Here is a 25451-nt window from a genome sequence, read left to right as displayed (position 1 = left end):
CCGGTCGTTACCAGAAAGGGAGACCATGGAGAACCTGGATCATCCGTCCGTCCGGTTCGTCGCGTTCGTCCGGGCCTGCTACGCGGAGTACTCCCGGTTCGTGTGGGCCTTCTGCGGCGGTGCACCCGTGCCGGGGGCCGCCCGTCCCACCGGCCGGCCCACCCCGGCGAGCAGGGAGAAGACGCCGTGAACGGCAGCACGGTTCCGGTACGGCTCGGCGACCGCTCCTACGAGGTGTCGGTCGGTGCGGGGGTCCGGTCGTCGTTGGCCGCGGTGGTGGGCCGGCTGGGCGCGAGGCGGGCCGTCGTGGTGTCGGCCCGGCCACCGCACTGGGTGCCCGACCCGGGGGTGGAGACGCTGCTGCTGCCGGCCCGCGACGGTGAGCACGGTAAGACCCTCGCCACCGTGGAGGCGCTGTGCGGCGAGTTCGTGCGGTTCGGCCTGACCAGGAACGACGTCGTCGTCTCGTGCGGCGGTGGGACGACCACCGACGTCGTCGGGCTGGCCGCCGCGCTCTACCACCGGGGGGTGGACGTGATCCACCTGCCCACCACGCTGCTCGCCCAGGTGGACGCCAGCGTCGGCGGGAAGACGGCGGTGAACCTGCCCGAGGGCAAGAACCTGGTGGGCGCGTTCTGGCAGCCCCGGGCGGTGCTCTGCGACACGGACTACCTGTCGACCCTGCCGGCCCGGGAGATGGCGAGCGGGTTCGGGGAGATCGCCCGCTGCCACTTCATCGGCGCCGGCGACCTGCGTGGGCTGTCCCTGCCGGAACAGATCGCCGCCAGCGTGGCCCTGAAGGCCGGCATCGTGGAGGTCGACGAGCGTGACGCCGGCCGCCGGCACCTGCTCAACTACGGCCACACCCTGGGCCACGCGCTGGAGGTGGCGACCGGCTTCGCGCTGCGCCACGGTGAGGCGGTCGCCGTCGGCACCGTCTTCGCGGGGCGGCTGGCCTTCGTGCTGGGCCGGATCGACCGGGCCAGGGCCGACGAGCACCTGGCCGTGGTCCGGCACTACGGTCTGCCCACCGCGTTGCCCGCCGAGGTCGATTCCGCTCGTCTGGTCGGTCAGATGCGCCGGGACAAGAAGGCGGTCGACGGCCTCGGGTTCGTCCTGGACGGACCCGGGGGTGCGGAACTGGTCACCGACGTGCCGGTGGACGCGGTCCGGCGCGTCCTCGACGAGATGCCGCGGCTGCCGCTGGCCACGCTGGTCGGGGCCGCCTCCGATGCGGTCCTGACATGAGACGGTTCCCGCACCCGCCGGGCGGGGTCGACGACCCGGCACCTGCCCGCTGCCCGGCGGACCAGCGGCTCTCCGGCCGGCTGGAGGAGGCGGTGTCCCGTCCCGCCGCGCAGCAACCGCACTGGCCGGACCCGGACCGGGTGGACGCCGTCGTCGCCGAGTTGCGGCGGGTGGATCCGATCGTGACCCCGGCGGAGACGGCCGGGTTGGCCGCCCGGCTCGCGTCGGTCGCCCGGGGCGAGGCGTTCCTGCTCCAGGGCGGCGACTGCGCCGAGACCTTCGCCGACAACACGGAGGCGCACCTGCTGGCCAACCTGGGGGTGCTGTCCCGGATGTCGGCCGTGCTGACCGGGGCCGGCGGCCTGCCGGTGGTCAGCATCGCCCGGATGGCCGGGCAGTACGCCAAGCCCCGGTCCAACGCCGTGGACGCGGCGGGCCTGCCGGTGTACCGCGGTGACATCGTCAACTCCGCCGAGCCCACCCTGGCCGCCCGTACCCCCGACCCGTCCCGGATGTTGCGCGCCCACGCGCACGCGACGGACGCGATGGAGGTGGTCCGCCGGGTCGGCGCGGGCGGGGTCTACGTCAGTCACGAGATGCTCCTGCTGGACTACGAGCGGGCCGTGCTCTGGGCGGACGGCTGCGGCCCCGACAGCCGGCTGACCAGCGGTCTCGCGCACTTCCTGTGGATCGGTGAGCGGACCCGGCAGCTCGGTGGGGCGCACATCGCGCTCGCGGAGCTGATGGCCAACCCGATCGGTGTCAAGATCGGCCCGACGGTGACCCCGGAGCTGGCCGTCGAGTACGTGGAGCGTCTCGACCCGGACGCCGTGCCCGGCCGGTTGACGCTGGTGAGCCGGATGGGCCACGGTCTGGTCCGGGACGTGCTGCCGCCGATCGTGGAGAAGGTCAACGCCTCCGGGCATCAGGTGGTCTGGCAGTGCGACCCGATGCACGGCAACACCAGGCTGTCGGGCAACGGGTTCAAGACCCGGCACTTCGACCGGGTGGTCGACGAACTGGCCGGCTTCTTCGAGGTGCACCGGGGACTCGGCACCCATCCGGGCGGCATCCACGTCGAGGTGACCGGCGAGGACGTGACGGAGTGCCTCGGCGGGGCCTGCGGCGTCACCGAGTCCGACCTGCCCGCCCGGTACCTGACCGCCTGCGACCCGCGGCTCAACGCCGAGCAGTCGGTCGAGCTCGCGGTGGTGGTCGCGGAGCTGCTGACCGGGCGGGGCACGGCCGGGCGGGCCGGGTCGTGCTGAGCGCGCCCGCACCCGTCAGCGGCACCACCCGGCTGTACGCGGTCCTGGGCGATCCCGTCGTCCAGGTGCGCTCACCCCTGCTGGTCAATCCGATCTTCGCCCGGCTGGGCCTCGACGCGGTGCTGGTCCCGGTGCACACCCGGCCGGAGCACCTCGCCCGGGTCGTCGACGGGTTGCGCTGCGGGGGCAACGTCGACGGCATCTTCGTCACGGTGCCGCACAAGGCGGCGGTCGTCGCGCTCGCCGACCGGCACAGCCCCATGGTGGGGATCGCCGGGAGCGCCAACGCGCTGCGCCGGGACGACGACGGCAGCTGGTACGCGGAGAACTTCGACGGCCTGGGCTTCGTGGCCGGCCTGGTGGCGGCCGGCCACGAACCGGCGGGCCGGCGGGTCTCCCTGGTCGGCGCGGGCGGCGCGGGCAGCGCCATCGCGGCGGCGCTGCTGTCGGCGGGGGTCGACCGGCTGGCGGTGTGCGACCCGGACGCCGGCCGGCTGGCCGGGCTTCGTTCCCGGCTGGACCGGCACTGGCCCGGCCGGACCACGACCTCGGCCGGGCCGGACCTCGACGACGCCGACCTGGTGGTGAACGCCACGCCGCTCGGGCTGGATCCGGGCGACCCGTTGCCGGTGCGGCCGGAGCTGCTGCCGCCGGGCAGCGTGGTCGCCGACATCATCATGCATCCCCGCCAGACGCGGCTGCTGCGGGCCGCCGCGGCGCTCGGGCACCCGGTCCACCACGGCATCCACATGCTCGACGGGCAGCTCGACCTGTACCGCGAGTTCTTCCGGTGGCAGGACAGGGCGACGACTACCAGACCGAGGGATGTTGGCTACCGATCGTGCTCATAGCATGACGCGAGAGGCTGAAATCGGTCTTTCCCTGTCACACGGCCATTCACGCTTTCTCCCAATGGGATCGATCACGAGAATCGGAGAGCCATGGACGCGCGACCGGCACCAGAATTCCCCGCGTGGCCTCAGTACGACGATGCCGAGCGGGACGGCCTGATCCGTGCGCTCGAACAGGGCCAGTGGTGGCGCATGGGCGGGTCCGAGGTGGACTCGTTCGAGCGCGAGTTCGCCGACCACCACGGGGCCGAGCACGCACTGGCGGTCACCAACGGCACCCACGCGCTGGAGCTCGCCCTACAGGTGATGGGCGTCGGACCGGGCACCGAGGTCATCGTCCCGGGCTTCACGTTCATCTCGTCCTCCCAGGCGGCCCAGCGGCTCGGCGCGGTCACCGTGCCGGTCGACGTCGACCCGGACACCTACAACATCGACCCGGGAGCGGTCGCCGCCGCCATCACGCCGCGCACCAAGGTGATCATGCCGGTGCACATGGCCGGTCTGATGGCCGACATGGACACGCTGGCGAAGATCTCCGCCGAGAACGGTGTGCCGCTGCTCCAGGACGCCGCCCACGCGCACGGCGCGCAGTGGCAGGGCCGGCGCGTCGGTGAACTCGGCAGCATCGCCACCTTCAGCTTCCAGAACGGCAAGCTGATGACCGCGGGCGAGGGCGGCGTCGTGGTGTTCCCGGAGGGCGAGAGCGAGAAGTACGAGCTGGCGTTCCTGCGGCACAGCTGTGGCCGCCCCCGTAACGACCGCCGGTACCTGCACCGGATCTCCGGCTCCAACATGCGCCTCAACGAGTTCTCCGCGGCCGTCCTGCGGGCGCAGCTGCGCCGCCTCGACGGGCAGATCGCGCTGCGGGACCAGCGCTGGGAACTGCTGTCGCGGTTGCTCGGGGCGATCGACGGGGTGGTGCCGCAGGGCGGCGACGTGCGCGCCGACCGCAACTCCCACTACATGGCCATGTTCCGCGTCCCCGGCATCAGCGAGGAGGGTCGCAACGCCCTGGTCGACCGGCTGGTGGCGGCGGGCCTGCCGGCGTTCGCCGGGTTCCGGGCGATCTACCGCACGGAGGCCTTCTGGGAGTTCGGCGCACCGGAGGAGAGCCTGGACGCCATCGCGGAGCGCTGCCCGAACACCGACGCCATCAGTGAGGATTGCGTCTGGTTGCACCACCGGGTCCTGCTCGCCGGAGAGCAGGAGATGCACGCGACGGCCGAGATCGTCGCCGCCGCCGTGGCCGGCGCATGAGTATCCGAGTGGCGGTGGTCGGGCTCGGCTGGGCCGGGCGGGAGCTGTGGCTTCCGCTGCTGCGCGAGCACGCCGAGTTCGAGGTCGTCGCGGTGGTCGACGCCGACCCGGCGTCGCGGGCGGCGTTCCGTGAGGAGACCGGCCTCGCCGTGTACCCCACCGTCGACGCGTTCACCGCGCGCGAGGTCGACCTGGCCGTCGTCGCGGTGCCCAACCACCTGCACGTCGAGGTGGCCGGCGCGCTGCTCGCCACCGGGATCTCGGTGTTCGTCGAGAAGCCGGTCTGCCTGACCTCGGCCGAGGCCGACGTCCTCGCGATGGCCGAACGCCGGGGCGGGATGCTGCTGGCGGGCAGCGCCGCCCGCTACCGGGGCGACGTCGCGGCGTTGCGGGGGACCCTGGCGGAGCTGGGCGACATCCGGCACGTCGACCTCGGCTGGACCCGGTCCCGGGGGGTGCCCCGCGCCGGCGGCTGGTTCACCCAGCGCGGCAAGGCCGGTGGGGGAGCGCTGTTCGACCTCGGCTGGCACCTGGTCGACACGCTGGCGTTCCTCCTCGGGCCGGCTTCCTTCACCCAGGTTATCGGCGTGACGTCGGACGACTTCGTCAACGTCGGCGCGTGGCGGGCGGCGTGGCGGCAGGACGAGCCCGGCGCGGAGGCCGCCGACGTGGAGGACACCGCCCGCGGTTTCCTGGTACGCGACGACGGCGTCTCGGTCTCCCTGCGGGCCAGCTGGGCGTCGCACGAGGCGCGGGACGTGTCGTCGATCCGCGTCGAGGGCCGGGCCGGGGTGGCGGAGTTGAGGTGCACCTTCGGCTTCAGCCCCAACCGGGATCCCGAGCCCGTGCTGACGGTGACCCGGGAGGGCACCACCACCCGGCTGCCGGTGCCGACCGAGCGGATCGGCATCGAGTACACCCGGCAGCTGGACGATCTCGCCGCGATGCTCGCCGATCCCGGCACCCGGGGCCGCGCCATCGCCGAGACCCGGCCGATCGTGCAGATGATCGAGAACTTCTACGCGTCGGCGGGATCGGCGCGTGCCCGGCGGACGGTGCCCGCGTACCAGTGAAGGGGTGCTCCATGGCGTTTCCGATCGTCGACCGTCCGGCGACCGTGACCGATCCCTCGACACCGGTCCGGCACGCGGTCATCTTCGACCTCGACGGGGTCGTCGTCGACAGCTTCGCGGTGATGAGCGAGGCCTTCGCCGTCGCGTACGCAGAGGTCGTCGGCGACGGTCCGGCCCCCTTCGGGGAGTACCGCCGGCACCTGGGTCGCTACTTCCCCGACATCATGCGGATCATGAACCTACCGCTGGCGATGGAGGAGCCGTTCGTCCGGGAGAGCTACCGCCTCGCCGACCAGGTGCAGGTCTTCGACGGCATCCTCGAACTGCTGCTGACCCTGCGGGTGCGCGGTCTGCGGCTGGCGATCGCCACCGGCAAGAGCGGGCCGCGGGCCCGCTCGCTGCTCGACCGGCTCGGCCTGCTCCCGTTCTTCGCCCACGTGATCGGCTCCGACGAGGTGGCCCGCCCCAAGCCGGCCCCCGACATCGTGCGACGCGCCCTGGACCTGCTGGACGTCCCACCCGAACGGGCCGTCATGATCGGGGACGCGCCGACCGACCTGGCCAGCGCCAAGGGGGCCGGCGTCGCCTCGGCGGCGGCCCTGTGGGCGCCACCGGAGGACGTCGAGGAACTGCTCGCCGGCGGCCCCGACCTGGTGCTGCACCACCCCACCGACCTGCTCGCCCACTGCCCGGCCGTCCGGGCCCGCTGACCGGTGGAGCCGGCCCACTACCTCGGCCTCGACGTCGGCGGCACCAAGGTCGCGATCCGGGTTGAGGCCGACGACGGGTCCGTCTGGGAGTCCACCCTGGCCTGGCAGCCCCGGCACAGCGTGGACCGGGATCTCGCCCGGCTCACCGGGGAGCTGACCCGGCTGCGGGCGCGCGTCGGCGTCCCGCTGCGCGCGGTGGGGGTCGCGATGCCCGCGACGGTCGACCCGCGGGGCCGGGTCACCGCCTGGCCCAGCCGACCGGAGTGGACCGGCCTGGACCTGGCGGCGGCGCTGCGGGCGCTGTTCCCCGGTACGACAGTGGCCTGGGCCGACGACGGCGACCTCGGCGCGCTCGCCGAGGCGCGGGCGGCGGGCTGCGACGATCTGCTCTACGTGGGGGTGGGTACCGGGGTCGGCGGTGGCCTGGTCCTGGGGGGCGTCCCCTGTCCCGGACCCGACCGGGGCTCGTTCGAGATCGGGCACGTCATCGTCGAGTCGGGCGGTGCGAGCTGCGTCTGCGGCCGGCACGGCTGCCTCCAGGCGGTCGCCTCCGGACCGGCCACCCTGCGCCGCGCCGGTCGGCTGCGGGGATCCGAGGTCGGCCCCGACGAGCTGGGGCCGGCGCTGCGCGCCGGACAGCCCTGGGCCGTCGCCGCCGTCGACCGGACGTGCCGCGCGCTGGCCGCCGCCGTGACCAGCGTGCGAGAACTGGTCCATCCGCAGCGCGCCCTGATCGGCGGCGGGTTCGCGGCCGGCGTCCCCGAACTCGTCGACCTGCTGGCCGCCCGGCTGGCCGAGCTGACGCGGGCCGGGCAGGATCCGTTGCCGGTGGGACCGGCGGTGCTGGGCGGCCTGTCGTCGTTGCACGGCGCGGTGTCGCTCGCCCGCCTCGTCGCGTCGCCCCCGGCGCGGGCGTCGCCGCTTTCCGGCACGTCGCCGCTTTCCCGAACATCGCCGCTTTCCGGCACGTCGGCGGCTTCCGGCGCGTCGCCGTGGACGGCCGCCGGCACGCTGACGTCGCCGCCGGCCGGCACGCCGGTGCCACCACCCGCCGGTGGCGGGTGAGCGGCGGCCCGGCCGTTGCCGGGTCAGCCCTCGCCGGTGGGCCGGAGCAGCGGCAGCACGATCGTGTCGACGATGTCCGCCAGGGTCTCGTCGGGAACGGGCTGCAGGGTGGTGAGCAGTTCCAGCCGCAACAGGGTGAACGGCAGTTCGCGGACCCGTGGGGAGAGCCGGTCCAGGTCGATCTCGCCCCGCTCCGCCGCCCGTCGGTAGACGATGTCCAGGGCGTGCGGGCGGCCGTAGCGGATGACGTCGCGCAGGTCGGCCGGACCGGTGCCGGTCTCCTCGAAGTACCCGGCGAGGTGGACGCTCAGCACGGTGACGAACTCGGTGCGGGTGCGGCTGATCTCCTGCATGAGGGCCAGCAGGTCGCCACGGAGCGAGCCGGTGTCCTCGGGCGCCGGGACACGGTTGCGTTCGAGGACGTGCACGATCGTGGCACGCAGCAGTTCGAGCCGGTCACCCCAGCGCCGGTACAGCACGGGACGGCTGGTCCCGGCGCGGGTGGCGACCGCGTCCATGGTGAAGCGCGCGTAACCGGCCTCCTCCAACTCCTGCCAGGACGCGTCCAGCAGGGCCTGTTCCAGGGCGGTGCCCCGACGCCGCTTGCCCGTCTCACTCACCTCGACTCACCCGCGCAGCATACTTGCGGGCCTGCTGCGTCCGACCTACAGTGACGTCTCGATAAGAAACAGAGCTGTATCTTAGGATGTGCCCCATGTCTGCGTCCGGCAACTCCGCGCCCGCCGCCGCACCCACCGACTCCGACCGCATCGATCCGGTGGTACGCCGCCTGGCGCTCACCGTCATCGTCGGCGCCCTGGCGGCGGTCTTCGACACCACGATCGTCAGCGTCGCCATCAACGACCTGGCCCGCGACCTGGACGCGCCGCTGAGCACCATCCAGTGGGTGAGCACGGGCTACCTGCTGGCCATGTTCGTCACCATCCCCATCGTCGGCTGGGCCCAGGCGGCGGCCGGCGGCAAGCGGCTGTGGCTGGGCTCGCTCGGGTTCTTCCTGCTCGGATCGGTGCTCTGCGCGGCGGCCTGGGACGCCCCCAGCCTGATCGTCTTCCGGATCGTCCAGGGTGTCGCCGCCGGCATCATGATGCCGCTGATGAGCACGCTCATCATGCAGGCCGTCCGGGGTCGCAACATCGGCCGGGTCATGGCGACGATCAGCCTGCCGGTGGCGCTCGGCCCGATCCTCGGCCCCGTCCTGGGTGGCCTCCTGCTGGCCACCGGGAACTGGCGGCTGCTCTTCGGGGTCAACATCCTGTTCTGCGCCGTCGGGGGCTGGCTCGCCTTCCGGAACCTGCCCGACGACCGCCCCGACGGTGAGCGGGGCCGGCTCGACGCCGTCGGCCTGCTCCTGCTGTCGCCCGGGGCCGCCGCTCTCATCTACGGCCTCTCCCAGATCCCGGTCACCTCCGGTCTCGGCAGCCGCCGGGTCCTGGTGCCCCTGGTGGCCGGTCTCGTCCTGGTCGCCGGTTTCATCGGCTGGGCGTTGCGCCGGGGGTCCGGGGCGCTGGTGAACGTCCGGCTGTTGCGTCACCGGTCGCTCGCCGCGTCTTCGGCCCTGCTCTTCCTGGTCGGCGTGACCCTGTACGGCGCGATGCTGCTGCTGCCGCTCTACTGGCAGCAGGCCCGGGGTGAGGACGCGCTCGGCGCCGGGCTGCTGCTCATCCCGCAGGGCATCGGTTCGCTGCTGTCCCGGCCGCTCGCCGGCCGGTGGACCGACCGGGTCGGACCACGGTGGATCGCGTTCGCCGGCTTCTGCGTCGTCGGCCTGGCCACCGTGCCCTTCGCCGTCGCCCCCGACTCGCCGTACCCGCTGCTGATGGCGGTCCTGGTGGTGCGCGGCCTGGGGCTGGGCATCGCCACCATCCCGCTGGCCAGCGCGGCGTACCTCGGCATGGACCACCGCGACATCCCCAACGCCAGCATCATCGTCCTGGTCACCCAGCAGATCGGTGGCTCGCTCGGCACCGCGGTGCTGGCCATGATCCTCCAGCACGCCGGGTCCGGTGCCCGGACGCCGGAGGCCCTCACCCGGGCGTTCGGCACGACCTTCTGGTGGTCGGTCGGCTTCACCGCCGTCGCCGTGCCACTCTGTCTGCTGCTCCCCGGCCGACCCAAGCCCCTTCCCGATTCCGAGCAATCCCCATCCGAAGTCCCCGCCCGCGCCTGATCAGCACCGTACACCTTTATGCAATCGACATCGGCGAGTCGATGTGTGCGCTCGTCGTCGTCTCTTCCCGTGTCGGGGGAGTCGCATCCGGATGAGTGGGCGGTCAGGGTACTCGGGGGATGCGGCGATCATCCCGGCGGGCTGTCCCGGTGTCCCGAACATATCTGCAGAGTGACCGTGAGGTCACGTTGTTTCTCCTCTTCAGAACAAAGTGGACAGACCTCGGAGGTTGCCCAAATTAGACACCCGAGTAGGTGATCCACAACCCGGTTCGCAAATGTCTCCCTGAGGTATGGTCAGTCGCGCGAGCCTGCCCTACCCTACGATGGCTCGCACGGATCGCCGGTGATCGCACGGCAATCATGTGGATGGCGGGGCGACCCAGGTCGACTGTCGGCAATCCACTTCTGTGGCTCGGGAAGCCGCAGTTCATGGTCACCGGTGTTGCGGGTCGCGGCGGTGCTGTTCCTGTTCATCACCCGGTGAAGAATGTCGGTGCCTGCCCGCGTGCTTACCAAGACTGCGACTGCGACAGGGTAGGGGAGAACCAGAACATGGATCGTCCAGGGGGAATCGTTCGGTCACGGCGCGGGTCCGTCCGCGTCGTCGGCCTGTTGGCGGCTCTCGCCGTCGCCGTCCCCACCGCGGGATGTGCCGCCGACAAGGTCGAATACCGCGACGATCGCGGCGACATCACCCAGCTCATCTACCGTTTCTACGCCGACACGACGGAGGGGAAGTTCGACGATCTCAACAAGGTGCTGACCGAAGGGGTGGTCGTCACCAATCCCGGTGGGGGGCTCACCGAGGGCCGGGAGAAGGTCATCGCCGGTGCGTCGGAGGGGTTCAAGACCGAGGACCGGGTGCAGGAGCTGGTCAGCAATGTCCTCATCGACCTCGACGGCGACAAGGCCAAGGTCCGGGCGGACGTGGTGCAGCTCTTCGGTAGCAGCGTCACGCCGAAGGGGAAGATCGCCCCGGAGCCGGCGCTGACCCTCAACTCGCGGATGCGCTTCGAGGCGACGCGCGACTCGCAGGGGTGGCGCCTGTCGCGCATCGAGGGCGACGTCCTGTGGGCGGTCGACAAGCCCGCGGCCGCGCCTCCGGCGAAGTGACCACCGGCCGGCGGTAGCCGGCGGGTCGGGGAGGGGCGGTGTGACCCACCGTCCCGAACCGGCGGCCCGCGTACCCGGGGGCGATTGACCCGCGGGTGCCCGGCCGGGCCGCCGGGTCGCCGACAGGGGCTCCGCCCCCTGGTCGGCGGCGTCTGCCTGCCCCACGGCTATCAAGGCGAGGTATGCCCAGCCGCGTCCTCCTGTCCTAGCCTACGAAGGCCCTTACGGATCACCGATGGGGCGGAACAGGCTTGCGGGGGGAATGATGACGATCCTGGTGACGGGTGCGACCGGCAACGTCGGTCGGAACGTCGTCGACCTGCTACTGCGGGCGGGAGTGGAGGTACGGGCGACGTCCCGTGATCCGGCCGCGCTCGACCTGCCGGCGGAGGTCGACGTCCGCCGGGCCGACCTGACCGAACCGGAGACGTTCGCGCAGGCGTTCCAGGGCGTCGAGAAGATCTTCCTGTACAACCAGCCGGCCGGCATCGACGGAGTCCTGTCGGCGGCCAAGGCCGCCGGCGTCCGGTACGTCGTGCTGCTGTCCTCACTGGCCGCCGCCGGCCGCGACCCGGATCACTGGATCGCCCGGTGGCACCTGGCGGTCGAGCACGCGATCGAGCGCTCGGGTCTGCAGTGGACGTTCGTCAGGCCGGGAGCCTTCGCGGTGAACTCACTGCTCTGGGCGCCGGACATCAAGCAGGGCCGGCCGGTACGGCTGCACTACGCGCAGTCCTACCTCTCGTCGATCCACGAGCGGGACATCGCCGAGGTGAGCACCTGCGCGCTGCTCCAGGAGGGGCACGCCGGGGCGAGGTACCACCTCAGCGGTGGTGACAGCATCACCCAGGCCGAGCAGGTCGCCCTCATCGGCAAGGCGATCGGGCGTGAGCTGGAGATCGAGGACGTCACCGGCGACGACGTCCGCGCGGAGCTGCGCGAGCGGTTCGCCCCCCGACTCCGGGAGCTGATCCGGGAGGGGGTGATCTCCCCGTCCGACCCGCCGGGGATCATCGAGACCAGGGTCCGCTACTACCTGGAGGCCCTCGACGGCCCTGCCGAGATCGACGGCACCGTCGAGCGGGTCCTCGGTAAGCCGGCGCGGACCTTCGCCGAGTGGGCGGTGGACCACAGGGCGGATTTCACGAACTAGGCGTCTGGAGCGCGGCGACCCTCGGCCGCCGCGGATCCGCGCACCCGCACGGTTAAACCGCACATCGCCGTACCGGCCGATCGAAGGGTTCGCGTATGACCGACACCGTGGTGTTCCCCCAGGACCGCACCTGTCCCTACCAGCCCGCTCCCGCCTATCCGTCGCTGGTCGACCAGCGACCCCTCGCCCAGGTCGCCCTCTACGACGGCCGGCACGTCTGGGCGATCACCAGTCGTGAGCTGACCCGTCGGCTCCTCGTCGACCCGCGCATCTCCAGCGACCGCACCAACCCCGCGTGGCCGATGATGTTCCCGAGCATCGCCGCCGCCGTCGGCGACGCCCAGCAGAAGGTCATGAAGATCGTCACCGCGCTGGTGGGGGTCGACGGGCCGGTGCACCAGGCCCGGCGCAAGATGCTGATCCCCAGCTTCACGATCAGGCGGATCAACTCGCTGCGGCCGATGATCCAGGAGGTCGTCGACGAGCGGCTGAACCAGATGATCGCCGACGGTGCCCCGGCCGACCTGATCCCGGCGTTCGCGGCACCCGTCCCGCTGACCGTGCTGTACCGCGTGATGGGCATCCCGGAGGCCGATCACGAGGCGTTCCACCGGATGTCCCACCAGCTCGCCGCCGGCCCGAACGCCAACCAGGCGTACGACGACCTGATGGCCTACATGGGCGAGCTGATCGCGCAGAAGCGGCGCAACCCCGGGACGGGGGTGCTCGACGAGCTGCTCGCGAAGCCCGGTCCCGCCGGCGACCTGGACCACGAGGAGCTGGTCTCGACGCTGGTCCTGCAGGTGGCGGGCGGGCACGGCACCACCGGCACGATGATCTCGCTCGGCCTGTTCACCCTGCTCCAGCACCCCGACCAGCTGGCTGAGCTGCGGGCCGATCCGGCGCTGCTACCCACCGCCGTCGACGAGCTGCTGCGCTTCGTGTCCATTCCGGACGGTGTGACGCGGCTCGCCATCGACGACATCGACATCGAGGGGACCACCATCCACAAGGGAGACGGTGTGTTCTTCATCACCTCCCTCATCAACCGGGACGCCGACGTCCACGACGCGCCGGACTCCCTGGGCCTGCGCCGCAGCTCCGCCCGGGACCACGTCACGTTCGGGTTCGGCACCCACCAGTGTCTCGGCCAGAGCCTCGCCCGCATCACCATGGAGATCGCCCTGGGTACTCTGCTCCAACGGCTACCGGACTTGCGCCTCGCTGTCCCGGCGGAGGAGATTCCGTTCAACCCGACCGCGGGCTTCGAGGTGCTGACCGCACTGCCGGTCACCTGGTAGCACCCTCCCGGCGTCGGTACGCCCCCACCTCTCGCAGGAGAAGATCCGATGGATGCCCCCGTTGAGCGTCGCGCGTTCCTGTTCTCCACCGTGCTCGGCACCGCAGGTGTCGTCGCGGGTGCGCAGACGCTCGGCCCGGATGCCACGGGAAAGGCGGCATCGGCGGCGACCGTCGGCGGGCCACGAGCGGCACTCGTGGCACCACAGTTCGGTCTCACCAAGTTCCTCGACCCGCTGCGGATTCCGCCGACGGTCCGACCGTCCCCGGGGCGTTCCCGGGACGAACTCACCGTCACGATGACCACCGTGCAGCGGCGGCTGCACTCGCAGCTGCCCGAGACCACCCTGTGGACGTACGACGGGCACTTCCCCGGCCCGACCATCGAGGTACGCCGTGACCGGCGGCTGCGGGTCGCCTGGGTCAACGAGCTGCGCGGCACGGTGCCGGTGGTGGCGGTCCGGGCGCCCTACGCGGTACCGACGCCGGCGAACACCCCCGGCTACCGCAGCCCCGACGGCGGCCTGCCCGCCGGAGTGGAGCTGATCGACGGGGTCGCCGAGCTGCCGCCGTGGAACGTGGTGCACCTGCACGGCGCGCATACCAACGGCGGCAACGACGGCTGGGCGCACAACGGCATCTCCCCCGGGGACGTGCAGCTCACCGAATACCCGAACCGGCAGGCGGCGTGCACCCTGTGGTACCACGACCACGCGATGGCGGTGACCCGGTTCAACGTCCACGCCGGGCTCGCCGGTCTCTACCTGATCCGCGACGAGGAGGAGGACCGGCTGCGGCTGCCCCGTGGTGACCACGAGGTCCCGCTGGTCCTCGCCGACCGCAACCTCGACACCGACCCGGCGACCGGAGCACTCACCGGCCGGTTGCTGTTCAAGTTCCAGTACCAGCTCGCGACCGGCACGTCGGCCCCGGTCACCGGCCCCTTCACCACCGTCAACGGGGTCATCTGGCCGCACCTGGACGTCGACGCGCGCTGGTACCGCTTCCGGGTGCTCAACGCGGCGAACGGCCGGTTCTTCCGGCTCGACCTGGTCGACGAGGCGGGGGTGGTGCACAACGACGCGGTCCGGATCGTCGGCACGGACGCCGGCCTGCTGCCGGCCCCGGCGGCGGTGCCGGCGGGTGGGCTGACCATCACCCCGGCCGAGCGCGTCGACCTGCTGATCGACTTCAGCCGGTTCCAGGGACAGCGGCTGCGTCTGGTCAACACCGGCGCGTCGATCGAACCGGACATCATGCAGTTCCGGGTCGAGAGCCGCGGCCGCAGCGACTTCTTCACGCCGCCGGCCCGGTTGTCCGGGTCGTACGTCCGGTTGCGGCAGGGCGGGACGGTGCCGGAGGACCACGACGAGGTGTTCGTGGCGACGACCCTGCCGGGGGTGGGCGGTCGTCCGCACCCGGAGATGTGGGAGCTGCAGGAGATCACCGACCCGGCGGAGCTGCCCACGCAGTTCCCGCAGGAGGGGGTGATCCAGCTCACCGACCCGGCGGCGGGGCGGGTGCGGACCTTCCGGAAGGCCGCGCGCCTGTTCGACGAGACCACGACGGTCTTCATCAACCGTGGCCGGTGGACGGTGTGGAACCTGATCCAGCTCGGCGGTGCCCCGCACCCGATGCACATCCACATGGCGAGGTTCCAGCTGTTGACCCGGTGGAAGATCGCCGACCTGACGGCCTTCGACCTCGCGGCCGGCGGCACCAGCAGGCCGTTGCCCACCCCGGTCGACGGGCCGCCGATCGAGAAGCACGAAGAGGGTTGGAAGGACACCTTCAACCTGTGGGCGGGGGAGTGGATCCGGGTCGCCGGCCGGTTCGAGGGCGCCACCGGCCAGTTCATGTACCACTGCCACATCCTCGACCACGAGGACGAGGGGATGATGCGGCCCTTCGTCGTGCACCCGGCCGAGGTCGCCCGGTTCCACATGCACCCGGCCGGTTCGACCCACCACGCGGGCGGCGCGGACCACCGTGCCGGGAGCGCGGCACACCACCCGGCCGGGGGGCAGTCAGGTGGACGCTGACCGGCGGCGGCGCCTCGCGGCCCGACGGGCCCGACGCTCCCCGACGCGCCGTGGACCGCGGGGCGGGGAACCGCCGCAGGGTCTCCGGTGCCGGCCGGCCCGGGGCGGCGGACCTCCGCCCCGGGCCGGCGACCACCTCCCGGCCGGCGCGACCAGCGTCGGCCAGGATCCGGCGGGAGCGCCGCCCCGGGCCGGCGTCGCTCGGCGTCCGTGCCGTTTCGTTCTGCCCGATTGTTGCCTCGGGCGACCGAGAGGCCTGGTCACCGCCCCGGGCTGCCACGGCCCGGACCCACCGCACAGAACGGAGGTACCGGATTCACCACCCGGATCGAGGGGACCAGACCCACCTCACTGATCGAGGTGGCCCCGCACCTGTCGGACAGCACACCGCCCCGGAGCGTCCCGACCCCCAGGCCACGGTCGCGCCGATCCGACCCACGCACCAGCGGTGGGGTGCGCCCTCGCCGCCTGTAAACCCGGCCGACCGGCGGGTCCGGCCGACCGCGTACCGATCACGTGACCATTCTGGAGGGCGACATGGACACCATCAGCGGGACCTGTCCCGTAGCCACCGGCAACGGCGCCGCCGCACTGGACATGACGGACGCCGACCTGCTCCGCGACCCGTTCCGGGGATACTCGCTGCTCCGCGAGCGGGACCGGATCGTCCGGGCCGTCTACCCCACCTCACCCACGCCGCTGTGGCTGATCACCCGGTACGACGACGTCAAGATGGTGCTGGGCGACCAGCGCTTCGCCAACAACCCGGGGAGCGTGCCCGGCGCGAACGTCGACGACCTGCACGACGAGCTGGCCAAGGCGCTCGGGCTCGAGGAGAAGTACATCAAGATCTTCACCAGCAGCCTGCTGGACGCCGACGGCGAGGACCACGTCCGGCTGCGGCGGCTCGTCTCGCGTACCTTCACCGCCCGGCGCGTCGCGGCCCTGCGGCCCCGGGTGGAGGAGATCGCGGCACGACTGCTGGACCAGCTCGCCCGGCGGGCGGAGGCGGACGACGCCGACGGGGTGGGCGTCGTCGACCTCATCGAGAACTTCGCCTACCTGTTGCCGATCAACGTGATCTGCGAGTTGATCGGCATCCCCGAGGCCGACTGGCCCCGGTGGCGGCAGTGGGGCCGGGCGGCGTTCTCCCTGGAGCCGGGGGCGCAGAACGAGCCGATGCGGGGCATGGTCGACCACATCACCGAGCTGGTCGAGCAGCGTCGCGCCGTGCCGACCGGCGACCTGCTGTCCGGGCTGATCGAGGCGCACGACGAGGAAGGCGACCGGCTCACCGGGGATGAGCTGATCACGATGGTGCTGACCCTGGTGCTGGCCGGCACCGAGAACACCGCGCACATGATCGGCAACGGCACCCTGGCCCTGCTCACCCATCCCGACCAGTTGGGCACCCTGCAGGCCGACCCGGCGTTGATGCCGGCGGCGGTCCAGGAGCTGATGCGTTGGTGCGGCCCGCTGCACGGCACCCAGTTCCGGCACGCGGTGGAGGACGTCGAGATCGGCGGCGTCACGATCAGGCAGGGCGACCGGCTGATGTGCATGCTCGTCGCGGCCAACTACGACCCGCGTTACTTCTCCGACCCGGACCGCCTGGACCTGCGCCGCCAGCCCGACAGTCTCCGCGAGACGCACGTCGGATTCGGCGCCGGTCTGCACTACTGTCTGGGCGCGCACCTGGCCAAGCAGGAGTTCGAGGTGGCGTTCAGTGGACTGCTGACCCGCTTCCCGAACATGGAGCTGGCCGTTCCCGCCGAGGAGCTGGAGCGGCAGAACATGCCCGGCTCCTGGCGTCTGCGGCGGCTGCCCCTGCGCCTGCACGGCACGCCGCGGCTCGGGTGACCCACCCGGGCGTCCGGGTCGTGGCCGTCGGCGTCGCGCCGGCCCACGGAGGCGGAGGCGGCCACGACCCGGTCCCCACCCGGCACGGTGGTCGGTGACCACCGTCCCACCCACCGTCCGCCGGTGTCCCGCCGCTCACCGCGACCGGGACACCGGCGGACGCGTGTGACCGGGCGCCGGCGGATGCGTGCGATCCGGGCGCCGGCGCCGCCGCACGACCGGAGCACGTCTCCGGTCGTGGCGCGTCCGGTGGCCGGGGTCTGCGGGCCGGGACGGTCAGTTGACGGTGGTGCCGGGGTCGACGAAGACCTCCCCGTCCTCGACCCGGACCAGATAGACGTCCACCGGCTCGACGGCGGGCGGCGCGGTCGGCACCCCGGTGCGCAGGTCGAAGCAGGCACCGTGCATCCAGCACTCGATGCCCTTGCTGGTGACCTCGCCGTCGGACAGTGCCATCCGGGCGTGCGTGCACTGGTCCCGCAGCGCGTGCACCTCGTCGCCGATGCGGACCACCACGACGGGGACGTCACCGATCTGGACGGCAAGCGGTGCCTTGTCGTCCAGCTCGGACAGGGCACACAGTCGGATCCCTTGCGGCGTGGGCATGCGGGCGGGTCTCCCTCTCGACGCGGAACGTGCTGGCCGGCCCGGGTCGGGCCAGGGTCGTCCTGGCGACGGACGCCGTGCAGGTCTGGGCGGTCCGGAGACCGGACCGCCCAGAGCTGCGTCGCCTGGTGTAGGTATACAGCCGACCTGCCGCCGCGTCCACAGGGGAGCGCGGCGGGCAGGCGACGGTGGTACGGGTCACTTCAGGACCGACGGTGACCGGGCACGGTGCCCGGCTCACCGACGGAAGGGCCGGTGTGGCCCCGGAACGCTCAGGCGAGCTTCAGCGGGAGGGTCCTGGTCCGGGTGAACCCGGGCCGCAGGATCCACGGGATCTCCTCGCGCGGCACGGCGAGGGAGAGGTCCGGGAACCGGGTGAACAGCCCCTGCAACGCCACCTCCGCCTCCTGGTAGGCCAGGTGCTGGCCGAGGCAGCGGTGGATGCCCTTGCCGAATCCGAGGTGGCTCTCGCTGCCGACGGCCAACCGGTCGATGATCAGCTGGTTGGGGTCGGGGAACTTGCGCGGGTCGGTGTTCGCCGCCAGCAGCAGCGGCGCCACCGGCGCTCCCCGGGGGATCGTCACGCCGCCCAGCTCCACGTCCTCCACGGGGAAGCGCGGCTGCGCGAACTGGATCGGACCCAGGCGCTGCAACTCGCGCACCGCCTGCGGCCACATCGACGGGTTCTCCTTCAACCGCGCGAGCTGGTCGGGGTTCTCGAGCAGGATGATGACCGAGTTGCCGATCAGGTACGTCGTGGTCTGGTGCCCGGCGGTCACCAGGCTGAAGAGGATGCCGATGATCTCGTCGTCGGAGACCCGGGTCGGGTCCTCGGCCTGCGCCTGGACCAGCGCGGTGACCAGGTCGTCCTGCGGCTCGGCCCGCCGCTTCTCGATCAGCTCACGGGCCAGCTCGATGCACTTGAGCAGCGTGGTCGGGATCCGCTCGCCGTTCATCGTGGCCATCGAGTCGCCCCAGGCCCGCCAGTGCGGCCGGTCGGGCTCGTCGATGCCGACCAGCTCGCAGATGACGGTGACCGGCAGCGGGTAGCAGTACTCCTCGACGAGGTCGACCGGCGAGCCGTCCCTGCTGTCCTCGGCCAGCTTGTCGAGCAGGTCCGCGGTGATCTTCTCGACCCGGGGACGCAGCTTGCCGATCCGGTGGGCGGTCAGCGCGTACGAGACGAGCTTGCGCAGCCGGGTGTGGTCCTCGCCGTCGGAGACGTTGAGGAGGTTGGCCATCCACGGGATGAGGTCCGGCGGGAAGTCCAGTCGCTTGAACACGCCGTCGCGGATGTCCGCGATGGTCGAGTCGGCCGGCGGGTTGGTGACGAACCGCGGGTCGGTGAGGACCTGGCGGACATCGTCGTAGCGGGTGACGAGCCACATCTCGGGCCCGCCCATCATGGTGCCGATGTTCAGCGTCCCGGTGTGCGGGCCAGTCTCCTCGCGCAACCGCGCGTACCAGCCGAACGGGTCGGCGACCACTTCTGGTGAGAACAGGTCGACCGTCTCGGCCGACGTCTCGGCAGTGGTCATGAGCCCCTCCCTTTCGTGTCGAATAGCTAGCGATCCGTTGGCGTGGGGCGGGCGCGTTTCGGCGCCTTTTCGGCAACGATAGGGAGCCGGCGACGGGCTGAGCATCCCTCAACCTGATAGGCGTTCCGGTGCCGCTGACGGGGTGGTCGAGCCGGTGGGATTCCGCGCCGTGGGACACTTCCTCCGGCGCGACCGCCGCGAATCCGACCCGTCGGTGCTATCAGCGCGAGGGATGTGCGGGACGTGGGAGCTGGCCTAGGCTTCGACAGTGGAGTATGGGTCGCTGTCGATCTACCGGACGTGGCTGGTGACACCGGTACCGGCACCCCCGGCCGCACTCCGCGAGCCTTGCCGAGTCGACCACGGACACCCTTGGCGTAATCGGTTCGCTGTCTGCTGAAGCAATTGGGAGGACACTGCGGTGACGACCGAGACGATGAAATCCCCACCCGCCGACGAATCGCTGCAGGCACCGCTCTCCCGGGAATTCCTCCAACGCGACGATCCGTTCCTGCTGCCCTCCGGTCTGGCGGCGCTGGCCGCCGAGGCCCCGGTGGCCAGGTCGACGCTCCCCGGCGGCGATCCGTGCTGGATGGTGACCGGGTACGACGAGGCCCGCGCGGTGCTGTCGGACCCGCGTTTCTCGGCCGACCGGTTCCGCTACCACCCCCGGTTCAAGAACCTCTCCAAGGAGCTGGGGGAGCAGCTCCGCAACGACAAGGCCCGGGCCGGATCGTTCATCAACATGGATCCGCCGGAGCACACCCGGTACCGCAAGCTGCTCACCGGGCAGTTCACCGTGCGTCGGATGCGCGACCTGACCACCCGGATCGAGGAGATCGTCACCGAACGGCTGGACGCGATGCTGGCCGCCGGCACCAGCGCCGACCTGGTGCCGGCGTTCGCCGTCCCGGTGCCCGCCCTGGTTATCTGCGAGCTGCTCGGCGTGCGGTACCAGGACCGGGCGGAGTTCCAGCAGCGTGCGGCGGACCTGTTGCAGACGAACGTGCCGGTCAAGGAGGCGGTCGCGAACGCCGAGGCCCAGCGCGCGTTCATGCAGCGGCTGGTGGCGGACAAGCGGGCGAACCCCACCGACGACCTGATCTCCGGGTTGGCCCACCACCCCGGTGCGGATCCCGCGCTGACCGACGACGAGCTGGTGGGGATCGCCAACCTTCTGCTCTTCGCCGGCCTCGACACCACCGCGAGCATGCTCGGGCTGGGCATGTTCGTGCTGCTGCAGCGCCCCGAACAGCTCGCCGCGCTGCGCGCCGACCCGTCCCGGGTCGGTGACGCCGTCGAGGAGCTGCTGCGCTTCCTGACCATCGTCAGCACCGGTCTGTTCCGGTTCGCCAAGGAGGACCTGGAGCTGAACGGGGAGCACATCCCGGCCGGTGCGACGGTGGTGGTCTCCCTGCTGGCGGCGAACCGGGACGGGCGGCACTGGCCGCAGCCGGACACCCTGGACGTGACCCGGGAGCGCAGTTCGCACCTGGCGTTCGGCCACGGGGTGCACCAGTGCCTCGGCCAGCAGCTGGCCAGGATCGAGATGACGGTCGGCTACACCGAGCTGCTGCGTCGGCTGCCCGACGTCCGGCTCGCCGTGGCGCCGGGGGAGGTCCCCCTGCGGAACAACATGATCACCTACGGGGTGCACGCCCTGCCGATCAGCTGGGACGCCCGATGAGGGTGCGGGTCGACTCCGGCGTCTGCGTCGGCGCGGGGCTGTGCGTGCTCCGGGTGCCCGGGATGTTCGACCAGGACGACACCGACGGCACGGTGGTGCTGCTGCGGGCCGATCCGGACCCCGGCGAGGAGGACGCCCTGCTCAAGACGGTCACCTCCTGCCCGTCCGGGGCGCTGCAGCTCGACCGCTGAGACCCGCCGGGGTCGTCGGCCCGCTCGCCCGGGGCCGACGATCCCGGCGGCTCGTCCGCCGGCCCGGGGCGGTCACGACCGACGCACCGCCCGCGACAGCGGACGGTGCGTCGGTGCAGGGTCCGGTCAGTGGGTGGCGACGAACTCCTTGAGCGTGCCGATGACGTACTCGATCATCTCGGTGGTGATGCCGGGGTAGACACCGATCCAGAACGTCCGCTCGGTCACCGTGTCGCTGTTGGCCAGCGAACCGACGATGCGCTGCGGCCGGCCGATGTAGGCGGGGTGCCGGGTGAGGTTGCCGGCGAACAACCGCCGGGTGCGGATGTTGTGCCGCTCCAGGTGGCCGACGATCTGCGGAACGTCGAAGCCCGCGTCCGGCAGGACCGTGATGATGAAACCGAACCAGCTCGGGTCGCTGCCCGGCGTCGCCTCGGGCAGCAGCAGGCCGGGCAGGCCGTCCAGACCCTCCCGTAGCTGACGCCAGTTGCGCTTGCGGGCCTCGATGAAGCCGGGCAGCTTGGCCAGCTGGCTCAGCCCGAGCGCGGCCTGGATGTCGGTGCTCTTGAGGTTGTAGCCGACCTCGGAGAAGACGTACTTGTGGTCGTAGCCCTCCGGGAGGGTACCGGCCTGGAGGTCGAACCGCTTGAGGCAGCGGTCGTCCTCGCCCGGCTCGCACCAGCAGTCGCGGCCCCAGTCGCGGAACGACTTCGCCAGCTTGGCCAGCTTGATGTCCGACGACAGGAGCATGCCACCCTCACCCATGGTCAGGTGGTGGGCGGGGTAGAAGGAGATGGTGGAGAACGCGCCGAACGTGCCGGTGAGCCTGCCCTGGTAGGTCGAGCCCACCGCGTCGCAGTTGTCCTCGACCAGGTGGCAGCCGTGCCGGGCGGCGATCTCGGCGATCTCGGCCACCGGGAACGGGTTGCCCAGCGTGTGCGCGATCATGATCGCCCGGGTGCGGGGGGAGATCGCCTGCTCGACCAGTTCGGCGGTGGTGTTGTAGGTGCCGAGTTCGATGTCGACGAACACCGGCACGAGGCCGTTCTGCAGGATCGGGTTCACCGTGGTCGGGAAGCCGGCGGCGACGGTGATCACCTCGTCGCCCGGCTTGAGCCGCTGGTCGCCCAGCTCCGGCGAGGTCAGCGTGCTCAGCGCGAGCAGGTTCGCCGACGAGCCGGAGTTCGTCAGCACCGCCTTGCGCCGCTTGAGCGTCCGGGCGAGGGACGACTCGAACTTCGCCGTGATCTGACCGGAGGCGATCCGCATGTCGAGCGCGGCGGCCACCAGGGCCTCGCGGTCGTCGGCGTCCAGCACCGCCCCGGAGGACAGGATCGGAGTCTGCCCCGGGATGAACGGCGCAGCTTCGGGGGTCTGGGCGTCGTGATAGTCACGGACCAGTTCCAGCAGGTGCGATCGGGCTGGGTCGACCATGTCGTATCCCCTACGGTCGAGAGTGGGAGGTGTGCCGGACATGCGCCGGAGCCGGAGCGGCGGCCAGGCGTCCACCCGATCCCGGCGCACGGCAGAGCCGTCGTACCTTTCGGAATCTCTCCGGAAGAGACTAGGAGCGCCGGTCCGGCCCGGCATCCCTCACCGTGGTAGATCCATTTTCGATAGTCGATTGCTACTATCCACTTTGGTGATGGACCCGGCCCGCGTCGTCGGCAAGCCTGATCCGGCAAGAGCCGGTCCGCGGGCGAGTGACACCCGCGCCGGGTTCGGCGCCGCAGCCAGATCCATGACCGCTTGGAGGACAACTTGCGGGTCCTAATTCTCGCCGGGATCGCCCCGTCCACGATATTCAGTCACGTCCCGCTCGGGACGGCCCTGCATAACGCGGGACACCAGGTCATGATGACCGCCTCGCTCGATGATCTGGTGCCGACCATCGCCGGGGTAGGGCTCTCCGCCGTGCGGGTCACCGACCCCGGGGTGTCCCCGCGCGAGATCATCGCCCGGGACAAGCGGCTGCTGCGCGTCCCGGAGGACCCGATCGAGCGGGAGCAGCAGTCGGGCCACTGGTACGCGCGCATCGAGGCGTCCACCCTGGACGCCCTGGTGGCGTTCACCGACGACTGGCGGCCGGACGTCATCATCGGCGGGATGGCCTCCTACGCCGCGCCGCTGCTGGCCAAGCGGCTCGGCGTGCCCTACGTGCGCCACGCGTGGGACATCCACGACCCGCGGCTGCTGGACCTCGGCGCGACGGAGGAGCTGCAGGCCGAGCTGGCCGAGCTGGGCCTGGACGCGCTGCCCGAGCCGGATCTGATGATCGACATCACGCCACCGAGCCTGCGCCCGCCGATCGCCCAGGCGGTGCAGATGATGCGGTGGATTCCGGGCAACACGCAACGCTGCCTGGAGCCGTGGATGTACACCCGCGGCGCGGACACCCGCATCGGGGTGACCATCGGCACCGGGGTGGCGACCTACAACCAGTACGACTTCCTCCAGGGCATCGTCGAGAACGTCAGTGCCCTGGACGCCGAAGTGGTGGTGCCGGTGGCCGACGACGCCCTGCCCGTGCTGCAGGAGCGGCTCAAGAACGTCCGGGCCGGCTGGGTGCCGCTGGACGTCGTGGCGCCCACCTGTGACGTCCTCGTGCACCAGTCCGGCGGCAGCACCATGATGACGGCGCTGAGCTGCGGGGTGCCCCAGGTGCTGATCCCGGACCCCAACCTGTTCCGGGCGAACGAGATGGCCCGGCGCATCGTCGAGGCCGGCGCGGGGCTCGTGCTCACGCCGGAGGAGGCCACCAGCGACGTCATCGCGAAGACCTGCCAGGAGATCGTCGCCAATCCGGGTTACGCCGCGGCGGCGCGCGGGCTCGCCCGCGAGATCGCCGCCCTGCCGTTGCCGTCCGAGGTGGTCCGCCGGGTCGAGTGGCTGGTCCACGAGGCGTCCGCTGGAAGCTCCGCCTAGGCCCGGCGCACCGACCGGGCCGCCGGGACCGTCCGACCACCCCGGTGGCGGGGACGGTCCCGGGCCGCGCCGGGGGACGAACCTGATCAGGCTTGAGTCGCGGGTCACCCGATCCTGCGCGCTGACTGGAGGCCGATTCGTGACACCAGCGGGAACATGGCGCGCACTGGCACCCAGCGAGCAGGTCCACGCCGCCCGGGAGGCCCACATCGGGTACACCGTGCGCGCCGAGGGCCGGCTGGACCTCGACGCGCTGGCCACCGCCTTCGCCGCGGTGTGCCGTGCCTACCCCCAGCTGTCCGCACGGCTCGCCGACGGCGACGACGGGCCGGTCTTCGTGGCGTCCGACAGCCGGCCGGAGCTGCGCACCGGTGCCGGGGACGTCGACCGGCCGCTGGCCGGGGTGACGGTGGACCAGCGCCGGACGCTGAGCGCGCTGCACGTCGTCCGCGACGGTGACGTGGCGAGCGTCTGCCTGCTGACCCACCACAGCATCGCCGACGCCGACCACGCCGTCGCCCTGCTCACCGAGATCTGGTCCAGCTACACCGACGTGGTCCGGGGGGTGCCGGTCGCGCTGCCCCGCCAGCCGTACCCCCGGCCGCTGGAGGACCTGCTCGCCGAGCGCGGCATCGGTCCGACCGTGCCGGTCGACGGCCCCCCGCCCCGGCCGATGCCGATGGCCGCGCCGTTGACCGACGCCGAGCGGAGCGTCTTCGCCCGCAACGGCGCCCGGCACCGCCTGACGGCCGCGCAGACCACCGCGCTGGCGGAGCTCGGCCACCGGGAGCACGTGACGCTCAACGGGCTGCTGGCCGGTGCCCTGCTGCTGGCCGAGGCGGAGCTGCGCGGTCTGCCCCTGACCGAGCTGGTGTACCGGTTCACGGTCAACCTGCGCCGGCACCTCACCCCGGCGGTCGGGGCCACCGAGGGCACGAACGTGCTGGGCGGGGCCGGCTTCGGCGCCACCGACGACATCGCGCCCGACGCGGTGACGCTCGGCCGGGCGATCGGCGAACGGCTCCGGTCGGAGCTGGCCGACGGGTCGGTCCAGCGCAGCCTGCTGGACATGTTCAGCAGGTCCGCGCCAGCGGCGAAGCCGTGGGATCCGAGCGCCGCGCCCGTCGTGGTCAGCATGATGAACTGGGGCCGGGTGCCGTCGCTACGCACCCCGGACGGGCTGCGTCTGACGGACTTCCGCGCCACGTCCCACATCAGGGATCCCTCGGGTCTGGGAGGATACGTCGTGCACACCTTCGACGGCCGTGTCGGCGTCGACCTGCTCTGGCCGGAGGGGGACGCGGAACTGCCGAAGCGTCTCGACGTCCTGCGGGAGCAGCTGAGCCGATTGACGTCGCGGCGATGAGGGCCGCCG

General features: G+C 71.9%; 21 protein-coding genes and 1 pseudogene. 18 read left to right on the top strand and 4 right to left on the bottom strand.

Features of this window, described 5'->3' with window-relative positions; translation table 11 throughout:
• Window positions 1-25 precede the first annotated feature (25 nt).
• The 8 genes from O7625_RS25625 (at window position 26) to O7625_RS25590 (ending at window position 7472) form a co-directional block, all read left to right on the top strand.
• Window positions 26-190 carry a hypothetical protein gene (locus O7625_RS25625; protein WP_157517697.1) on the top strand — a complete coding sequence of 55 codons (165 nt, stop codon included), beginning with the start codon at window positions 26-28 and terminating at the stop codon, window positions 188-190.
• Entirely contained in the window at window positions 187-1248 is a 1062-nt protein-coding gene (locus tag O7625_RS25620) for a 3-dehydroquinate synthase family protein (RefSeq protein ID WP_282342232.1), read from the top strand. The genes O7625_RS25625 and O7625_RS25620 overlap by 4 nt, the downstream gene beginning before the upstream one ends.
• A complete protein-coding gene (locus O7625_RS25615; protein WP_282342231.1) occupies window positions 1245-2516 on the top strand; it encodes a 3-deoxy-7-phosphoheptulonate synthase class II in 1272 nt (423 codons plus the stop codon). The genes O7625_RS25620 and O7625_RS25615 overlap by 4 nt, the downstream gene beginning before the upstream one ends.
• Window positions 2510-3367 carry a shikimate dehydrogenase gene (locus O7625_RS25610; RefSeq protein WP_282342230.1) on the top strand — a complete coding sequence of 286 codons (858 nt, stop codon included), beginning with the start codon at window positions 2510-2512 and terminating at the stop codon, window positions 3365-3367. Before O7625_RS25615 ends, O7625_RS25610 begins: the two co-directional genes overlap by 7 nt.
• A 90-nt stretch (window positions 3368-3457) precedes the next feature.
• A complete protein-coding gene (gene rifK, locus O7625_RS25605) occupies window positions 3458-4624 on the top strand; it encodes a 3-amino-5-hydroxybenzoate synthase (RefSeq protein ID WP_282342229.1) in 1167 nt (388 codons plus the stop codon).
• Entirely contained in the window at window positions 4621-5697 is a 1077-nt protein-coding gene (locus O7625_RS25600; RefSeq protein WP_282342228.1) for a Gfo/Idh/MocA family oxidoreductase, read from the top strand. Before rifK ends, O7625_RS25600 begins: the two co-directional genes overlap by 4 nt.
• 11 nt (window positions 5698-5708) lie before the next feature.
• Window positions 5709-6407 (top strand): HAD-IA family hydrolase, encoded by a 699-nt coding sequence (locus tag O7625_RS25595; protein WP_282342226.1) that lies wholly within the window; start codon window positions 5709-5711, stop codon window positions 6405-6407.
• A gap of 3 nt (window positions 6408-6410) precedes the next feature.
• On the top strand, window positions 6411-7472 hold the full coding sequence (locus tag O7625_RS25590) for an ROK family protein (protein ID WP_282342225.1): 1062 nt from the start codon (window positions 6411-6413) through the stop codon (window positions 7470-7472).
• 23 nt (window positions 7473-7495) lie between these two features.
• Here O7625_RS25590 and O7625_RS25585 read toward each other — a convergent pair whose 3' ends face one another.
• Window positions 7496-8092, bottom strand: coding sequence for a TetR/AcrR family transcriptional regulator (locus O7625_RS25585; RefSeq protein ID WP_282342224.1), 597 nt, complete (start codon window positions 8090-8092; stop codon window positions 7496-7498).
• Between the two features lie 95 nt (window positions 8093-8187).
• On the opposite strand from O7625_RS25585, the gene O7625_RS25580 reads away from it, so the two are divergent.
• The 6 genes and pseudogenes from O7625_RS25580 (at window position 8188) to O7625_RS25555 (ending at window position 17129) form a co-directional block, all read left to right on the top strand.
• Complete coding sequence (locus O7625_RS25580) at window positions 8188-9660, top strand: MDR family MFS transporter (RefSeq protein ID WP_067307260.1); 1473 nt, start codon at window positions 8188-8190, stop codon at window positions 9658-9660.
• 482 nt (window positions 9661-10142) lie between these two features.
• A complete protein-coding gene (locus O7625_RS25575) occupies window positions 10143-10775 on the top strand; it encodes a nuclear transport factor 2 family protein (RefSeq protein ID WP_282342221.1) in 633 nt (210 codons plus the stop codon).
• A gap of 277 nt (window positions 10776-11052) precedes the next feature.
• The gene (locus O7625_RS25570; protein WP_197700024.1) at window positions 11053-11928 is read left to right on the top strand and encodes an NAD(P)H-binding protein; all 876 of its coding nucleotides are present in this window, start codon (window positions 11053-11055) and stop codon (window positions 11926-11928) included.
• A 95-nt stretch (window positions 11929-12023) separates the two neighbouring features.
• The gene (locus tag O7625_RS25565; RefSeq protein ID WP_282342218.1) at window positions 12024-13229 is read left to right on the top strand and encodes a cytochrome P450; all 1206 of its coding nucleotides are present in this window, start codon (window positions 12024-12026) and stop codon (window positions 13227-13229) included.
• Between the two features lie 48 nt (window positions 13230-13277).
• Window positions 13278-15209, top strand: a pseudogene (locus tag O7625_RS25560) (multicopper oxidase domain-containing protein); the annotation flags it as partial.
• 576 nt (window positions 15210-15785) lie between these two features.
• Window positions 15786-17129: a cytochrome P450 gene (locus tag O7625_RS25555; protein ID WP_282342217.1), complete on the top strand. Its 1344-nt coding sequence runs from the start codon at window positions 15786-15788 to the stop codon at window positions 17127-17129.
• 276 nt (window positions 17130-17405) lie between these two features.
• Here O7625_RS25555 and O7625_RS25550 read toward each other — a convergent pair whose 3' ends face one another.
• Together O7625_RS25550 and O7625_RS25545 are read right to left on the bottom strand one after the other, a co-directional pair.
• Window positions 17406-17735, bottom strand: a complete 330-nt coding sequence (locus O7625_RS25550; protein ID WP_282342215.1) for a non-heme iron oxygenase ferredoxin subunit — start codon at window positions 17733-17735, stop codon at window positions 17406-17408.
• A gap of 272 nt (window positions 17736-18007) precedes the next feature.
• Complete coding sequence (locus tag O7625_RS25545; RefSeq protein ID WP_067307243.1) at window positions 18008-19273, bottom strand: cytochrome P450; 1266 nt, start codon at window positions 19271-19273, stop codon at window positions 18008-18010.
• 436 nt (window positions 19274-19709) lie between these two features.
• Between O7625_RS25545 and O7625_RS25540 the strand changes: the two genes are divergently transcribed.
• Both O7625_RS25540 and O7625_RS25535 read left to right on the top strand, forming a co-directional pair.
• On the top strand, window positions 19710-20960 hold the full coding sequence (locus tag O7625_RS25540) for a cytochrome P450 (RefSeq protein ID WP_348774027.1): 1251 nt from the start codon (window positions 19710-19712) through the stop codon (window positions 20958-20960).
• Window positions 20957-21151 carry a (4Fe-4S)-binding protein gene (locus tag O7625_RS25535; protein WP_282342213.1) on the top strand — a complete coding sequence of 65 codons (195 nt, stop codon included), beginning with the start codon at window positions 20957-20959 and terminating at the stop codon, window positions 21149-21151. The genes O7625_RS25540 and O7625_RS25535 overlap by 4 nt, the downstream gene beginning before the upstream one ends.
• A 126-nt stretch (window positions 21152-21277) precedes the next feature.
• Here O7625_RS25535 and rfbH read toward each other — a convergent pair whose 3' ends face one another.
• Complete coding sequence (gene rfbH / locus O7625_RS25530; RefSeq protein WP_282342211.1) at window positions 21278-22585, bottom strand: lipopolysaccharide biosynthesis protein RfbH; 1308 nt, start codon at window positions 22583-22585, stop codon at window positions 21278-21280.
• 315 nt (window positions 22586-22900) lie between these two features.
• Between rfbH and O7625_RS25525 the strand changes: the two genes are divergently transcribed.
• On the top strand, window positions 22901-24076 hold the full coding sequence (locus O7625_RS25525) for a glycosyltransferase (protein WP_332310879.1): 1176 nt from the start codon (window positions 22901-22903) through the stop codon (window positions 24074-24076).
• Between the two features lie 139 nt (window positions 24077-24215).
• Window positions 24216-25442, top strand: a complete 1227-nt coding sequence (locus O7625_RS25520; protein WP_282342209.1) for an acyltransferase — start codon at window positions 24216-24218, stop codon at window positions 25440-25442.
• Window positions 25443-25451 lie beyond the last annotated feature (9 nt).

This window comes from Micromonospora sp. WMMD714, assembly GCF_029581315.1.
Lineage (GTDB): Bacteria > Actinomycetota > Actinomycetes > Mycobacteriales > Micromonosporaceae > Micromonospora > Micromonospora rifamycinica.
The sequence above is the reverse complement of the archived record's forward strand: the minus strand, read 5'-3'. Positions and strand labels throughout refer to the sequence as shown.

Coding starts and splice junctions, on each gene's coding strand:
- O7625_RS25625 (WP_157517697.1), top strand. CDS start 26: ATGGAGAACCTGGATCATCCGTCCGTCCGGTTCGTCGCGTTCGTCCGG.
- O7625_RS25615 (WP_282342231.1), top strand. CDS start 1,245: ATGAGACGGTTCCCGCACCCGCCGGGCGGGGTCGACGACCCGGCACCT.
- rifK (WP_282342229.1), top strand. CDS start 3,458: ATGGACGCGCGACCGGCACCAGAATTCCCCGCGTGGCCTCAGTACGAC.
- O7625_RS25600 (WP_282342228.1), top strand. CDS start 4,621: ATGAGTATCCGAGTGGCGGTGGTCGGGCTCGGCTGGGCCGGGCGGGAG.
- O7625_RS25595 (WP_282342226.1), top strand. CDS start 5,709: ATGGCGTTTCCGATCGTCGACCGTCCGGCGACCGTGACCGATCCCTCG.
- O7625_RS25580 (WP_067307260.1), top strand. CDS start 8,188: ATGTCTGCGTCCGGCAACTCCGCGCCCGCCGCCGCACCCACCGACTCC.
- O7625_RS25565 (WP_282342218.1), top strand. CDS start 12,024: ATGACCGACACCGTGGTGTTCCCCCAGGACCGCACCTGTCCCTACCAG.
- O7625_RS25550 (WP_282342215.1), bottom strand. CDS start 17,735: ATGCCCACGCCGCAAGGGATCCGACTGTGTGCCCTGTCCGAGCTGGAC.
- O7625_RS25545 (WP_067307243.1), bottom strand. CDS start 19,273: ATGACCACTGCCGAGACGTCGGCCGAGACGGTCGACCTGTTCTCACCA.
- O7625_RS25540 (WP_348774027.1), top strand. CDS start 19,710: ATGAAATCCCCACCCGCCGACGAATCGCTGCAGGCACCGCTCTCCCGG.
- O7625_RS25535 (WP_282342213.1), top strand. CDS start 20,957: ATGAGGGTGCGGGTCGACTCCGGCGTCTGCGTCGGCGCGGGGCTGTGC.
- rfbH (WP_282342211.1), bottom strand. CDS start 22,585: ATGGTCGACCCAGCCCGATCGCACCTGCTGGAACTGGTCCGTGACTAT.